This is a genomic window from Verrucomicrobia bacterium S94 (assembly GCA_004299845.1).
In the GTDB taxonomy this organism is placed as follows: Bacteria; Verrucomicrobiota; Kiritimatiellia; order Kiritimatiellales; family Pontiellaceae; genus Pontiella.
The window spans coordinates 2702412-2715871 of the sequence record CP036201.1 but is presented as its reverse complement, the minus strand read 5'-3'; the positions used below and the strand labels follow the sequence as shown (position 1 = coordinate 2715871).

Annotated in this window: 12 protein-coding genes; 5 read left to right on the top strand and 7 right to left on the bottom strand. The window is 52.7% G+C overall.

The genetic code is table 11. The features are described 5' to 3' along the window. Nucleotides 1-65: 65 nt before the first annotated feature. Together rlmN and EGM51_11845 are read right to left on the bottom strand one after the other, a co-directional pair. Nucleotides 66-1109: a 23S rRNA (adenine(2503)-C(2))-methyltransferase RlmN gene (rlmN, locus tag EGM51_11850; GenBank protein ID QBG48056.1), complete on the bottom strand. Its 1044-nt coding sequence runs from the start codon at nucleotides 1107-1109 to the stop codon at nucleotides 66-68. Nucleotides 1110-1206: 97 nt separating this feature from the next. Continuing rightward, nucleotides 1207-1869 carry an oxidoreductase gene (locus EGM51_11845; GenBank protein ID QBG48055.1) on the bottom strand — a complete coding sequence of 221 codons (663 nt, stop codon included), beginning with the start codon at nucleotides 1867-1869 and terminating at the stop codon, nucleotides 1207-1209. Nucleotides 1870-1978: 109 nt separating this feature from the next. On the opposite strand from EGM51_11845, the gene EGM51_11840 reads away from it, so the two are divergent. Next, a complete protein-coding gene (locus tag EGM51_11840; protein QBG48054.1) occupies nucleotides 1979-2599 on the top strand; it encodes a tRNA-(ms[2]io[6]A)-hydroxylase in 621 nt (206 codons plus the stop codon). 229 nt (nucleotides 2600-2828) lie between these two features. Here EGM51_11840 and EGM51_11835 read toward each other — a convergent pair whose 3' ends face one another. Then, complete coding sequence (locus EGM51_11835) at nucleotides 2829-3131, bottom strand: hypothetical protein (GenBank protein ID QBG48053.1); 303 nt, start codon at nucleotides 3129-3131, stop codon at nucleotides 2829-2831. A gap of 225 nt (nucleotides 3132-3356) precedes the next feature. Between EGM51_11835 and ovoA the strand changes: the two genes are divergently transcribed. From ovoA to EGM51_11815, 4 genes are read left to right on the top strand one after another with little or no spacing between them, the layout of a single operon-like run. After that, complete coding sequence (ovoA, locus tag EGM51_11830) at nucleotides 3357-5453, top strand: 5-histidylcysteine sulfoxide synthase (protein ID QBG48052.1); 2097 nt, start codon at nucleotides 3357-3359, stop codon at nucleotides 5451-5453. After that, nucleotides 5438-6619, top strand: coding sequence for a putative C-S lyase (locus EGM51_11825; protein ID QBG48051.1), 1182 nt, complete (start codon nucleotides 5438-5440; stop codon nucleotides 6617-6619). Before ovoA ends, EGM51_11825 begins: the two co-directional genes overlap by 16 nt. A 60-nt stretch (nucleotides 6620-6679) precedes the next feature. Further along, the gene (locus EGM51_11820; GenBank protein QBG48050.1) at nucleotides 6680-8932 is read left to right on the top strand and encodes a DUF1800 domain-containing protein; all 2253 of its coding nucleotides are present in this window, start codon (nucleotides 6680-6682) and stop codon (nucleotides 8930-8932) included. A gap of 12 nt (nucleotides 8933-8944) precedes the next feature. Beyond that, nucleotides 8945-10399, top strand: coding sequence for a DUF1501 domain-containing protein (locus EGM51_11815; protein QBG48049.1), 1455 nt, complete (start codon nucleotides 8945-8947; stop codon nucleotides 10397-10399). On the opposite strand, the gene EGM51_11810 is transcribed toward EGM51_11815, so the two are convergent. The 4 genes from EGM51_11810 to EGM51_11795 all read right to left on the bottom strand — a co-directional run bounded on the left by EGM51_11810 (nucleotide 10377) and on the right by EGM51_11795 (nucleotide 13234). Beyond that, on the bottom strand, nucleotides 10377-11219 hold the full coding sequence (locus tag EGM51_11810) for a DMT family transporter (GenBank protein QBG48048.1): 843 nt from the start codon (nucleotides 11217-11219) through the stop codon (nucleotides 10377-10379). The genes EGM51_11815 and EGM51_11810 overlap by 23 nt on opposite strands. Beyond that, entirely contained in the window at nucleotides 11131-11604 is a 474-nt protein-coding gene (locus tag EGM51_11805) for a HEAT repeat domain-containing protein (GenBank protein ID QBG48047.1), read from the bottom strand. Before EGM51_11805 ends, EGM51_11810 begins: the two co-directional genes overlap by 89 nt. 63 nt (nucleotides 11605-11667) lie before the next feature. Beyond that, the gene (locus EGM51_11800) at nucleotides 11668-12474 is read right to left on the bottom strand and encodes a hypothetical protein (GenBank protein ID QBG48046.1); all 807 of its coding nucleotides are present in this window, start codon (nucleotides 12472-12474) and stop codon (nucleotides 11668-11670) included. Between the two features lie 445 nt (nucleotides 12475-12919). Continuing rightward, the gene (locus EGM51_11795) at nucleotides 12920-13234 is read right to left on the bottom strand and encodes a YceK/YidQ family lipoprotein (protein QBG48045.1); all 315 of its coding nucleotides are present in this window, start codon (nucleotides 13232-13234) and stop codon (nucleotides 12920-12922) included. Between the last annotated feature and the right edge of the window lie 226 nt (nucleotides 13235-13460).

The window sequence follows — 13460 nt, the reverse complement described above, 5'->3', positions numbered from 1 at the left end:
ATGATTTGTTTATGTTATGTCGAGTGGAATAATTGAAATAAAAAGGGGGGCGTTTCTGAAAGGTTTTATTGATCCTGTTTGAGCAGTGCTTTGGTGGAAAGCAGGCCGCAGGCGGCATCAATATCGAGTCCACGCGATGCGCGGATGGTGGTCAGGATGCCTTTTCGGTTCAGTCCGTCTTTGAATTGCTGAAGCGTCTTTTCGTCGGTCCCATGCAGTGGAGTTCCGGGAACGGGGTGAAAACGAATGAGGTTGACGCGGCATTTGAGCCCGGCGAGCATTTTAACCAGTGCTTTAACATGTTCCGGTGTGTCGTTGAGTCCGCCGAAAACAATATATTCAAAGGAGACGCGGCGCTGTCCGCTGAAGTCATATTCTTTCAGCTGTTCAACGACCTGTTCGATGGGGTAGGCAATCTGTACCGGCATCAGTTTCTGCCGTTCTTCGTGGAAGGGGGTGTGCAGACTGATCGCCAGATGCGCTTCGCATTCTTCCATAAAACGAATCATGGCCGGGATGATGCCGATTGAGGAGACGGTGATTCGCCGCGGGCTCATGGCAAAACCCCATTCAGCGGTGAGGATTTCGACGCTTTTCAGCACCTCGTCGAGATTGTCGAAAGGTTCGCCCATGCCCATGTAGACGATGTTTGTGATTTCGTTACGTTCCGGGAGGCTGCGGATCTGGTTGACGATTTCGCCGGCGGAAAGCTGGTTCTGAAATCCCTGTTTAGCCGTCATGCAGAAAAGACAGCCCATTTTACAGCCCACCTGGGAGGAGACGCAGACGGTTTTCCGGTCTTTAAACGGAATCATGGCGGTTTCGATAAATTTTCCGTGTGCGGTGGGGAAAAGATATTTTCGGGTGCCGTCGGAGCTTTCTTTGACGTCGACGTATTCGGTCAGGCCGAAGGTATGGTTCTGATTCAGGAGATCGCGCGCCTTTTTCGAGAGGTTGGTCATCTCATCGATCGAGCGGATCTCTTTTTTATAGAGCCAGTCGACGATCTGTTTCGCCGTAAATCCGGGCAGCCCGTAGTCTGCGACCAGGTTTTTCAGTTCGCTCAGCGTTTTTCCAAAAAGGGGATCTTTTTCTTTCATAAAATTCATGTCCTCATACCGGAGGGGATTATTGCCGGAAAGCGGTTCAAAAGGCACGAAGTCCCGCCGAATGTTTTTTGAAGCTGCGTCGTGACGGTCAACGTCGTTAGAAATAGATCTCCGTCACGATGTTTTCATACGGGATGCCTTTTTCAATCAGAAGATCGCGCGTTTCCACCGCCATCTGGGCCTGCCCGCAGATATAATATTTCCAATCGGCGGGAAGATCGGCGCATGAAGCCAGAAAGGCGGTGACACGGCCCGGATGGATACCGTCCATCCTTTCTGCGGAACAGCAGCGGTGATAGTTTTCGCCAAGGCCTTCGGTCAATTCGTGCTGGAAGTAGAACTGGTTGAGTTTTCGCACACCATGCACCAGTTTTTTGTTTTTGCCCATGCCCGAGCGGAGCATGGCGCGGAACGGGGCGATGCCGGTTCCGGTGGCAATCCACCAGGCCGGTGCTTCGGTACCGAAAAAGGTGCCGTAGGGAACAGATGCAAAAACCGTATCGCCGACCGTCAGTTTTGCGAGGCGCGGTGTGAGAAATCCATCTTCTTTGATGTTGAATAAAACGCAGAGTTCATCATCTTCGTTTCCGCTGCAGATGCTGTAAATCCGCGGCGGGTGAATTTCATCGATCGCCAGTTTGATGGCCTGGCCGGGAATGAAGTCGTATCGGCGGATAAAGCCGATTTCAAACACACCGGGTGAAATCTGTTCGTGGTGAGTGAGCTGAACGCGATGGAGTTCTGGATTTTTTGTATTCATAAAACCGGAGAAGCTATTCAATTTCGGGCTCAGGTCGAGACTAATCTCATTCTCCGTAGACCTTCCCGGAACTTAGTGATAAAAAGCGGGCTTTTTTAAGGAGTGCATTATGGAACTGGTCAGCCAGGACGATTTAGACAATTTGTTGGCGTTTTTATCCTGTAGAACCCCGCAGGCCTGGATTGCTGAGGCGCTGAAACAGGAGGAAATTCTGTTGCTGAATCACTGCTATCTGGAACAGTGTGCCGCGCGTACGGCGCTGGGGCTGATGTTCCGTTGTCCGGATAAACCGGACGTGCTGATCAAAATGTCGAAACTGGCCCGCGAAGAACTGCGGCATTTTGAAAAGGTGCATGAGCTGCTGACGAAGCGGGGCTATACCTATAAAATTCTGAAACCTTCCCGTTATGCCGGGCTGATGCATGAGCCGGCGCGTAAAAAGGAACCGGGCAATCTGGTCGATACGTTGATTATCGGGGCTTACATCGAGGCGCGTTCGTGCGAACGGTTTTATTCGCTGGCTCCGCATATGGACGAAGAAATTAGTGCGTTTTTCCGGTCGCTGCTGAAATCAGAGGCGCGGCATTTCCGAGATTATCTGACGCTCGCTCAGCACTATTCGGAGGAGCCGATCGACGAGCGGGTCGCTTTTTTCGGAAAAATTGAGCGGCATGCTATTGAATCGAAAGATCCGCTTTTCCGCTTTCACAGCGGTGTGCCGGCGGAATAACGGGTGGAGATATAATACCATTTACTAAAACATTCCGGTCTTAACGACAGCGTTATTCCGCGCAGCGACGCAGAGCGCGCGGAGCCATTTATGACTGAATTTCTCTGCGTCCTCAGCGCCTCTGCGAGGGATCAAATTTATATCGGATAGTTTTAACGTTTGGTATAACGACTGATCCGGTGCCGGAAATAGGGACTTCGTTGTATCCGGCCGGACTTTCCGGTGTTTATTAGGGTTTCCGGGTGAAAAGCTGGCCGAGTTTGCAGTTGGCGAGATAGCTGCATTTGCTTTGGCAGTATTGGCTTCGCCATTTTGGAGCGCAGCCGTAATAGCCGTTCTGCAGGAAATCCTCTTCAGCTTCTTCCCACTCGACCTTGCGCCCCAGACGTTCGCCCATGTACCACATATTCTCATCAACGGCCATGCGGTACCGATCGATCTGCCAGTCCTTCAGTTGACCGAATGAACGACACCCGGTTTCATCGGTTTTAGGTTTTTGCGTGGAAGGGGATTTTTCTAAATTTTTAATCATAACCCAATAAACTCCGACAACAACTGCACCGTAGAACGATCGCTCTGCGGGTACAACCCTGAATATGTATTAAAAAACCGGTTTAGATCGGTCTGAAAAAAGGCGGTCAGCGGTCCGTGAGCGGAGACGGACCGGCGAGACCGCTTAATCGTAAAAATTATATGCTGTCTGTGCTGTGTCTCATCCGTTAGTTTCAAAGGCTTTATTGTCAGAGCAGGAGGAGTCATGGAACTGATTACCCGGAATATTGATCTCACCAGCGGTACGGTTGAAGAAAAGCGTGCTGCAATTAAAGACTACTTCCTCAGGACCTGGACGCTTTACGAACGGCTCTTTGAAACGCTGGCTTCTGATGAGGTTTTTTATGAGCGGCCGCAGCCGCTTCGCCATCCGCTGATTTTTTATTTCGGTCATACGGCCACTTTTTTCATCAACAAGCTGATGCTCGGGAAACTCATTGACCAGCGCATCCATCCGGAATTTGAATCCCTTTTTGCCATCGGGGTCGATGAAATGAGCTGGGATGATCTCGATGAAACCCACTATGACTGGCCGCCGGTGCAGGCGGTTCGGGTTTATCGGAATCAGGTCAAAGAGACGGTCTGCAACCTGATCGACTCGATCGATTTTACGCTGCCTGTCGGATGGGAAAGTCCGCTCTGGGCGGTCATGATGGGCATTGAGCATGAGCGGATTCATCTGGAAACCAGTTCCGTACTGATCCGCCAGCTGGATCTCGAAAAAGTGCGTCCGCATGCTCTTTTTCCGGTCTGTACTGCGGCTGGTCCGGCCATTGAAAATGAGCTGGCTGCTGTGGACGGAGGAAGGGTGGTTCTGGGCAAAGAGCGGGATCATCCGCTTTACGGCTGGGACAATGAATACGGGCATGTCGAGATGGACGTGCCGTCGTTCCGGGCTTCGCGTTATCTGGTTTCCAATGGGGAATATCTCGGGTTTATACATGCCGGAGGTTATGAGCAGGACCGTTACTGGGATGAAGAGGGACGGGCCTGGCGGAAGTATCACCACGCCACGATGCCGGAATTCTGGCGCGGTGAACCCGGAAACTATCGATTGCGTCTTATGACCGAAGAAATTCCGTTGCCGATGAACTGGCCGGTGGAGGTCTGCTATCTGGAAGCTAAGGCGTTCTGTAATTGGAAAAATGAACAGACCGGTCTGCCGGTCCGGATGCCGGACGAGGCGGAATACCGTCGTCTGCTGGAAGTAACCGGACTCAATCGGGAACATCATGAAAGCCCTGTTTCCGCCAACTGGAACCTGGAGCATTATGCCTCGTCTGTGCCGGTTGATAGGTTTGCGCACGGCGATTTCTACGATGTGGTCGGCAATGTATGGCAATGGAATGAAACCCCGATTTATCCCTACAACGGATTTGAAGTGCATCCGCTGTATGATGACTTCACCGTTCCGACTTTTGATAACCGCCACAACCTGATTAAAGGCGGTTCGTGGATTTCCACCGGGAACGAAATCGCACTGCACAGCCGCTATGCCTTCCGGCGCCATTTCTATCAGCATGCCGGTTTCCGGTATGTGGTTTCGGATAAACCCGTAAAGACGGATTTTGATGTCTATGAAACCGATGCGCTCGTCTCTCAGTATTGTGAGTTTCATTATGGCGATGTATGTTTCGGCATTCCGAATTTCCCGAAAGCCATTGCGCAGATCGCACTGGAGGTGGCAGAGGCCAAGGGCAAAGCGCTGGATATCGGTTGTTCGGTCGGCCGTACCGCTTTTGAAATTGCCGATTTTTTTGAGGAGGTGGATGCACTCGATTTTTCCGCCCGTTTTGTGCAGGTCGGTGCACGCATGCAGGCAAAAGGCCGTATTCGCTATGAACGGCAGGAGGAGGGGGAGCTGGTCACGTTCCAGGAGCGGACATTGGAAGAACTCGGATTGACCGGCGATTATTCGAATATCCATTTTCTGCAGCAGGATGCCACCAACATGAAGCCGATCTTCAGCGGCTATGATCTGGTAATTGCGGCCAACCTGATTGACCGGCTGAATGATCCGGCACGTTTTCTGAGGGAGATTCCGAACCGGATGAATCCGGGCGGAATGCTGCTGATTGCCTCGCCCTATACCTGGCTCGAGAACTTCACGCCGAAGCGCAACTGGCTGGGCGGGTTTAAAAAAGATGGAGAGCCGGTGACCACATTGGATGGACTGCATGCACTGCTTGACGACTCTTTTGAAATGATCCGGGAACCGCAGCAGGTTCCGTTTGTGATTCGTGAAACCAGGCATAAGCATCAGCATACGCTTTCGGAAGTGACGCTATGGAAAAAAAGATAATGTACGATTTTGAAACTCCGGTTTCCCGCCTCGGTACGCATGCCGAAAAATACGAGGCACGCGAACGTTTCTTCGGCAATGCCGATGTTGAACCGTTCTGGGTGGCGGATATGGATCTGCCAACACCGGGATTTCTGGTCGAGCGGATACGGGAGCGGTCCGGTCATCCAATGTTTGGATATACGGAACAGTACGATGGTATATTTGAGGCCATTGCCTGGTGGATGAAGAATGAGCATGCTGCTGAAGTGGAGACCGCGTATACCCTGCTTTCCCCTTCTGTGGTCACCAGCATTTCTATGGCGATTCAGGCCTATACAGAAGAGGGAGAAGCTGTGGCGTTACTTTCTCCGGTTTACGGGCCGTTTTTCAGCTGTACGAAAACCAATAACCGCAACGTGGCCGATGTTCCGCTGCAGGTGGAAAACGGCAGGTTTATGATCGATTACCAGGCTTTGGCCCAGGCTCTGGACCGGCCGGATGTGAAACTGATGCTGATGTGCAATCCGCAGAATCCCGGCGGTCGGGCGTGGACTGTTCAGGAACTGGAAAAAGTGGTGGAGCTTTGCGCAGAATACGGTGTCGTTCTTTTCAGCGATGAAATTCATAGCGATATTGTTTATCCGCCAGTCCGGCATCAAAGTGTGCTGAATATTCCGCTGGCGGATGAAATTGCGGTGGTGGCGCACTCCATCGGAAAGACTTTCAACACCAGTGGACTTCAATCGTCGTTTGTTTTTATCCGGAATCCGAAGTTGCGTACGGCATTCCGTCGGGCGCAGGAGCGGGCGCACTGCGGCGATATCAACCTGTTCGGCAAGGTGGCCTTGGAAACGGCTCTGTCGCCGGAAGGGGCGGAGTACAGACGTCAGCTTCTGGCGTACCTGCATGAAAATATTCAACAGGTCTGCGGGCGGCTTCGTCAGGTGAATGGGCTTTTTGTCATGGAGCCCGAAGCCACCTTTCTGGTCTGGAGCGATTTCCGCGCTTTCGGCGACTGGCAGACGGTATTTAAAAAACTGATCAAGGAGGCGAATGTGGCGCTTTCCGGCGGTAATTTTTTCGGTCCGGCTGGCGAGGGTTGGTTCCGGATTAACTGCGCGCATCCGCGTTCTGTTCTGCTTCCCGCAGTGGATCGGATTGTTTCGGTTTTTTCAGCGTCCTGACTTTCAGCAGGTTGCGGTAAATATAAATTGTAAAATGCTGATATAGTTGATAATGTTCTCATGGTTTTGGCTCCGGTGTACGGAACCGGCCTGAAGAGGAGCATTATGAAGCGATCTGTTGATCTGTCTGTCAGTTTTGCCGGTTTTCTGGGTTTGATATTGCAAACGTCATTTTCCGCATCGCCGGTAGTGTCGCCGTCTGAAATGGATTTGGATGGAAACGGCCTGCCGGATATCTGGGAAGCGCTGTATGGCGGTGGATTTGAACTTGTACCGGATGAGGATGATGATGGCGACAGTGTGTCTAATCTGGATGAAAGCAGGGCGGGAACGCATGCACTGGATGCGCGCAGTGTATTCAAACTGTCGGTCTCTGATCAGCAGTTATCTGAACTGCGGATTGAATGGCCGCAGCTTCCGCATCGAAACAGCGAACTTGAATCAGCAGGGTCGCTGAACAGTACAGTCTGGACTTTTGAAGGGAGCGGAAGTGTCAACAGCAACGGCGAGCTCTATGCTGAATTTCCGCTGGGGCCTTCCAACCGGTTTTTCAGGGTGCACAATACTGATCTTGATCTGGATGCCGACGGGGTGCCGGACTGGATGGAGGAGGAGCTCGGTTTCAGTCCGACCAACAGTGCGTCGGTACTGGTCGCCGGAGATCTGGCGGCTTTTCATGCAATCTATAACGATGTGCCGGTTACGAATGCCCCGACCGAGGCCCAGGCGGCCCGTTTTCTGATGCAGGCCACGTTCGGGCCGACCTATGCGGATATCACGAATCTGCAGGCGGTGGGCATTGAGCAGTGGATTGACGATCAGATGGCGCTGCCGCCGTATTATACCCGACCTTACATCGATGAAATTGATGCGGATCTCTTTGCCGGCTTTCCCAATCCGGATATTCAGGGATACGCCTATTCCATCAGCCCCTACACCTTTGTTTTCGGGAATAATTTCATGACCACCTGGGCCCGCGGCGCGATACAGGCGGATGATCAGTTGCGTCAGCGGGTGGCCTTTGCGCTCAGTCAGATTCTGGTTGTTTCGCGGGCGGATGCCAATTTTGCCAATAAACCGGGTCCGATTGCGGATTATTATGATTTGTTCATTGAGCATGCGTTTGGAAACTACCGGGACATTCTGCACGATGTCACCTTCCACGCGTGTATGGGGCTCTATCTCAGCCACCTGGGCAACCAGAAGGCTGATGTCTTCATCAACCGGTATCCTGATGAAAATTTCGCGCGGGAAATCATGCAGCTGTTTACCATCGGTCTGTGGGAGCTGAATCCTGACGGAACACGGGTGCTGGATGAATTCGGCGAACCCGTTCCAACCTATGGAAACGAGGAGATCACAGAGCTGGCCCGGGTGTTCACCGGTCTGAAATGGGCGGGTTATGCCTGGGACAGTGAGGGAATCTGGGATTCAAAATTCTATCCGCCGATGGCCATGTTTGCGGATTATCACGATTTCGGGGAAAAGACGCTGCTTAATGGATATGTTATTCCGGCCCGTACGCCGAGTACAGCCAACGGACTGCAGGATATTGAAGATGCACTGGATAATATTTTCAACCATCCGAATGTCGGCCCGTTTGTCGGAAAACAACTGATCCAGTTTCTGGTGACCTCTAATCCTTCGAGGGAATATGTGGCCCGGATTTCGGCGGTGTTTGATGATAACGGTTCGGGGGTTCGCGGTGATCTCGCTGCCGTGGTGCGCGCCATTCTGCTGGATCCCGAGGCCCGCACACCGGTAGAATTCCTGGCCCGCGTGCAATACGGACAACTGCGAGAGCCGGTCATCCGTGCGATGCATCTGGCGCGGGTGCAGCATCTCGGACGGTTTGAACACCTGAAATGGTGGGACTGGGGCCAGTTTGCCCAGGATTCCCTGCAGGAACCCATGTATGCGCCGTCGGTGTTTAATTTTTACCGGCCGGATTACCGACTGCCCGGACAGCTGGCGGAGGGCGGGTTTGATTCGCCGGCTTTCGGCATCACCGACAGTTATTCCGCCATTTCCTTCCCGAACCGGCTGTGGAACCAGATGAACAACGGGTTTAAGAACGGGAATAATTATCATTATCCGCCGGATTGGTCGGCCTTCCTTCCGCTGGTTACGGATGTGCCGGCATTGGTTGATCGTGCGGCGCTGCTGTTCTGCGGCGGTGATATGTCGGCCGATACCCGGGAGCTGATTATCGGGCTGGTTTCCCGGCTGAATGAAAACAGCGAGCAGATTGAACGCATTCGTTTGGCGGTCTATTTCGCCCTGATGAGCCCGGAAGGTGCAACCCTGAAATAAGAAGGTGGAATCATGAGCAGAATCTTTACAAGACGACGTATGCTGGGTGAAGCCAGCTGTGCCGGGATCGGGACCGCGACGCTGATGTCCTCGCTGATCAATCTGAAACTGGCCGGCAATGCGGCGGCGGATGCTCTGCTGCCGGGTAATGACCGGAAAACGGTGGTGAATGTACTGCAGGCCGGCGGGTGCGATACCTTTAATCTGCTGTTGCGGCGAGACGGCGGCTATGCCGAATATGCGGCATCGCGGAGTTCGCTGGCTCTGTCGAATGATGCTTCTTTGCATCCCTTGACACAAATCAGCGGCAATGACGGCAATCTGTATGCCCTGCATCCGAGCTGTGCGGGACTGGCCGACCTTTTCAATGGCACGGGTGATTTTTCGGGAACACCGCGACTGGCTTTTGTTACAAATGTCGGCACGCTGGTGGAGCCGACGACGCTGTCGGATTATCTGACAGGCAGTGTGGCGCTGCCGAAATCCCTGTTTTCGCATATCGATCAGATTGAGCAGTGGCAGACCTCGGTGCCGCAGGGTATGGCCGAACTGCGCGGATGGGGCGGGCGTATGGCCGATGTGCTGCACAGTGCCGCCAACACGGAGGAGACGGCCATGAGTATTTCGCTGGCCGGAAATAACATCTATCAGATCGGCGACTCCACAAAACAGATGGCGATCACCCGCAATGGCGCTTTGCTGTTCGAAAGCGAATGGGACTGGACGCAGGAACACCATCTGAAAAATGAAGGGCTGATGAGTCTGATCGAGCTGCAGAACCGGCATCTGATGCGCGACAGTTTTGCCCGGCACACGAAGGAGAGTATCGAAGCTCAACAGGCCTTTAAGGTGCATTGGGATGCCGTAGAGCCGGGATTTGACGGCCTGCTGACCAATGCTTCTTTTCCGGATACCTATTTCGGTAAAAATCTACGCGCCGCCGCCATTACCATAAAAATCCGCGCCGATCTCGGGTTGCGCCGGAATTCCATCTTTATCAATTTCGGCGGATGGGATCATCACGGGGAGCTGCTCAATACGCAGGCGGGGATGCTGACGGATCTTTCGGAAGGGCTTTATCAGTTCCAGCTGGCTCTGGAGGAGCTCGGTCTGTCGCAGGATGTGGTGACGTTTACTTCTTCCGATTTCGGACGAACACTGCGTTCCAACGGTCGCGGCAGTGACCACGCCTGGGGCGGAAATGCCATGGTGATGGGCGAGCCGGTGGATGGTGGAAAAGTTTACGGCACGTTTCCAAGTCTCGCCATCGATGGTGCCGACGATGTGGGGAAAGGCGGCCGCATACTGCCGAGTACCTCGGTGGATGTTTTCTTTGCCGAAATCGCCCGCTGGTTTGGGGTCAGCGCTGCGGACCTGCCGTATGTGCTGCCGAATATAGAAAATTTTATTGATCCGGTTTCCGCATCGCAGCCGGTCGGTTTCATTAAATCCGGACGGATTGTTTAAGGCTTCCCAGGCCGACTCCTCCGAGAATCAGTGCTGATGAAATGAGCAGGCGGGCGGTTAGAGGTTCATTCAGAAAAACAACCCCGCCGGCCGCGGCGAGGACCGGAATCAACAGCTGCACCATCGAGGCGGTGACGGTGGAAAGATCCCGCAGTGCCCGGTACCAGATGACATAAGCCAGTCCGGAAGTGATTGATCCCGACAAAACGGCGATGATTGCTCCGCACGGCGAAATTTCCAATGTCTGAAAAAAGAGTATGGCAGTGATTCCCGCCATCGGAACCGCGCAGGTGAAATTCCGGGCGGTCATCAGAACGGGGGACCGGGCTCCGCGGCCGCGAATGGAATAGAGTCCCCAGGCGATGCCGGCGGCGGCCATCAACGTGGCGCCTTTTAGATCGGGGGCCGTGAGGCCCGGTGAAACGAGGGCGATTAAACCGGCGAAGGAGATCCCGGCTCCGATCCATTTGCTTCTGGAAATCTGATCGTGCTGTATAAGTGCCCAGGCAAACATAGCGAATTGGACTGCGCCGACTAGAATCAGTGTGCCCATGCCGGAGCTGATTGTGACGTAGCCAAGTGAAAAGGCGAGGGCATAGATGAAAAGGGCGAGGCCGGAAAGGACCGCGTTTTTCCAATCTCTGGAAGGGGTGGCTTTACGGATGCCGGAAGAAAGCGGAAGCAGAACTAACATTCCACTGAGCAGTCGCAGCAAGGTGAAAGAGACGGGATCAATGGCCTGTGTTGCCAGTGCCAGTCGACTTAATACAGAGTTGGCGGCGAAGGCACAGAGTGCTAGAGCAGTGAGTAGCGGAGTCATAAAAACCGGTACATCCAGCGTGTGACAGAAAACCGGTTAATCTGCTTAATCGCTTTCTCGACACTGTATTGCATAATGGAAGCAGTGGAGTCGTAGGGGGAAGCTGAACCTCATCGGTGTCGAGTTCCCGGAGAGTGGGTAACGCACGCTCACTGCCGATCTGCCCGAGGGCCCAGATCGCGCTGTTCCGTTTTTCAAACGAAGCAGATTCGTCTTCAACGAGGGCAATCAGTGCGCCGACGTGGTCGCCGCCGTATTCGGCTTTTGCTTCGTTGGCATAGCGTTGGACGCCGGTGAAAATCATGCGGGCTCCGATGATGTAGAGAATGATCATAGTGATAAACATGATCCAGATGGCGGTTTCGAGTTTCGGCTTCTTTTTCATGAACCGACTCTATCATGCTTTCTTTTCATGGAAAGGGCGGATCATTTCCGTCTGCAGACAGAGTCAGTCATAAAAGGGCTGCATCACGATCATGGAGCGTGTGACGGGAACAGGAAAGATGATCCGACCGCCGGGCGACTGCCGTTCGACGTTCAGGATGATATTGCTGCCGGGTTCGCCGCGCAGATTCCGGACAATTTCCTGAAGGGACATTCCCTGAAAATTAAGCACCGTACCGTCATCCTTGACCATGCCCGCAATATAGTCGCCTGCAGCCACCATTCCGCTGGATTCAACAGCACTCAGAATGGTGGTTTCGCGGATTTTCGGCAGACCGGAATCATCCATTTCGATGCGTGCACCGATGCCTGTGAGCGCATATTTATTTACCGCTTCAAGGGCGATGCGCTGTTCTTCGGCTGATTCCAGCGTGGCAATCCAGTCAAGTGTCTGCAGCGTATCCACCCGCACATGCTGCGCCAGGGCATTCAGCAGAGCCGCCCGTTTTTCGGGATCCGTGGTCCGGAAAAGCTGATCAAGCAACCGGTTAAAACGCTCCTCCTGCATTTTCCAGTAGCGGGCGAGATTCGAGGAGGAAACGGAGGCCGGCTTATTCCCGGTTTTTGCCGCAAGCTGCATCTGTGGTTTGGGTGGTGTGGAGCGAACGACCGGAACAGCCTGCGGGGCCTGTTTGATTTCTATGTTTTTTTCCGGAACGATCAGTCGTTCCGCAACAGGCGGGGGAGCGGGTGGGGAATGAATAATTTCCGGTTCCTGCGCTATTTCTTCCTCCGGCCGGCTGGTGCGCCAAAGCCATACACCGCCCGCGCCGAGGGCGGCTGTCAGAATCAAAGCTGTAATCCTCCGCATCTTCATGGAATCCATTCGTAGAAAGTAACGTTCCTGTGTCTACCACACCTTCTTGACGATTAAAAGGTTCCGTAATCCAGTAAAGTGGCTTTTCTATCTTTGTGGGGGAATCATTCTGCGTTAGCAAGGAAGGAAGTCAGGACCGATCCTTTCGATACAGGGCATCCAGTGCAAGGCTGCATCCGTAGCCTGCAGCATGATTTTTCCCAATTGCAGGCCCGATGCCCATCGGGCGCGTGTACGCAGAGCCATTCCGCCGGGCGACGGTGGAGGGACTTTCGGTTCGGATAAAAACTTCGCGTCTTTTTGCCAAAGTGCTTGAAAAACGGATCTCCCGCAGAGCCGCTGCGTCCGCAGAGGAACACCGTAATGTGAGCGGGCAGGGATGGGGAGCGGGGAAGGGTAAAATACGGAGATGCTTGGATTCGAGGACTGTTGTTTTCGATTATTTTTTATTTGAATCTTTTAGTAAATAATAACAATCAACAGGAACATATAGTGTATCTGCAACTAATGAAAATGGAACATCGACCAGAAATAATGCTCCAGCATAATTTTTTTTAGTTATCCCACTATAAGCGAATGAAATATCAGCTTTGGTTCCAATGTAAAATTTAGCAGATGGTTTGTTCTCATTTCCGAATGATTCATCAAATTTAGGCCATAAATATCTTTCCGCAATAGTTCCATAACCATTGACCAGAAATAAAATCAATGAACAAAAAGATACGGATAAAATCAGGAATGTTGTATTTTTCATTTTTATTCAGCGGATGTTCACAGTGAGCCAGAGCACTGGGTATTCTGACCGAATCCAACAGCGTTGTCTCAGGATAGGCTTTGATTTCTTATAGGTTATTCGGTATTCCGATTCAATTCAGCAGCCGGAGCGGAGAGCCCCGTGAACCGTTCGAAACGGCGACTGCCTGACGACGGTTCTTTTATGTTTTTCATTGATCGTTTTCCGCCCGAAAGGGTATGCACCG

What these genes read in the sequence shown, in the direction of transcription:
- EGM51_11820 (QBG48050.1), top strand. Translation starts at nt 6,680, where the DNA reads ATGGTTTTGGCTCCGGTGTACGGAACCGGCCTGAAGAGGAGCATTATG.
- EGM51_11810 (QBG48048.1), bottom strand. Translation starts at nt 11,219, where the DNA reads ATGACTCCGCTACTCACTGCTCTAGCACTCTGTGCCTTCGCCGCCAAC.
- ovoA (QBG48052.1), top strand. Translation starts at nt 3,357, where the DNA reads ATGGAACTGATTACCCGGAATATTGATCTCACCAGCGGTACGGTTGAA.
- EGM51_11835 (QBG48053.1), bottom strand. Translation starts at nt 3,131, where the DNA reads ATGATTAAAAATTTAGAAAAATCCCCTTCCACGCAAAAACCTAAAACC.
- EGM51_11815 (QBG48049.1), top strand. Translation starts at nt 8,945, where the DNA reads ATGAGCAGAATCTTTACAAGACGACGTATGCTGGGTGAAGCCAGCTGT.
- EGM51_11800 (QBG48046.1), bottom strand. Translation starts at nt 12,474, where the DNA reads ATGCGGAGGATTACAGCTTTGATTCTGACAGCCGCCCTCGGCGCGGGC.
- EGM51_11845 (QBG48055.1), bottom strand. Translation starts at nt 1,869, where the DNA reads ATGAATACAAAAAATCCAGAACTCCATCGCGTTCAGCTCACTCACCAC.
- EGM51_11825 (QBG48051.1), top strand. Translation starts at nt 5,438, where the DNA reads ATGGAAAAAAAGATAATGTACGATTTTGAAACTCCGGTTTCCCGCCTC.
- EGM51_11805 (QBG48047.1), bottom strand. Translation starts at nt 11,604, where the DNA reads ATGAAAAAGAAGCCGAAACTCGAAACCGCCATCTGGATCATGTTTATC.
- EGM51_11795 (QBG48045.1), bottom strand. Translation starts at nt 13,234, where the DNA reads ATGAAAAATACAACATTCCTGATTTTATCCGTATCTTTTTGTTCATTG.
- rlmN (QBG48056.1), bottom strand. Translation starts at nt 1,109, where the DNA reads ATGAATTTTATGAAAGAAAAAGATCCCCTTTTTGGAAAAACGCTGAGC.
- EGM51_11840 (QBG48054.1), top strand. Translation starts at nt 1,979, where the DNA reads ATGGAACTGGTCAGCCAGGACGATTTAGACAATTTGTTGGCGTTTTTA.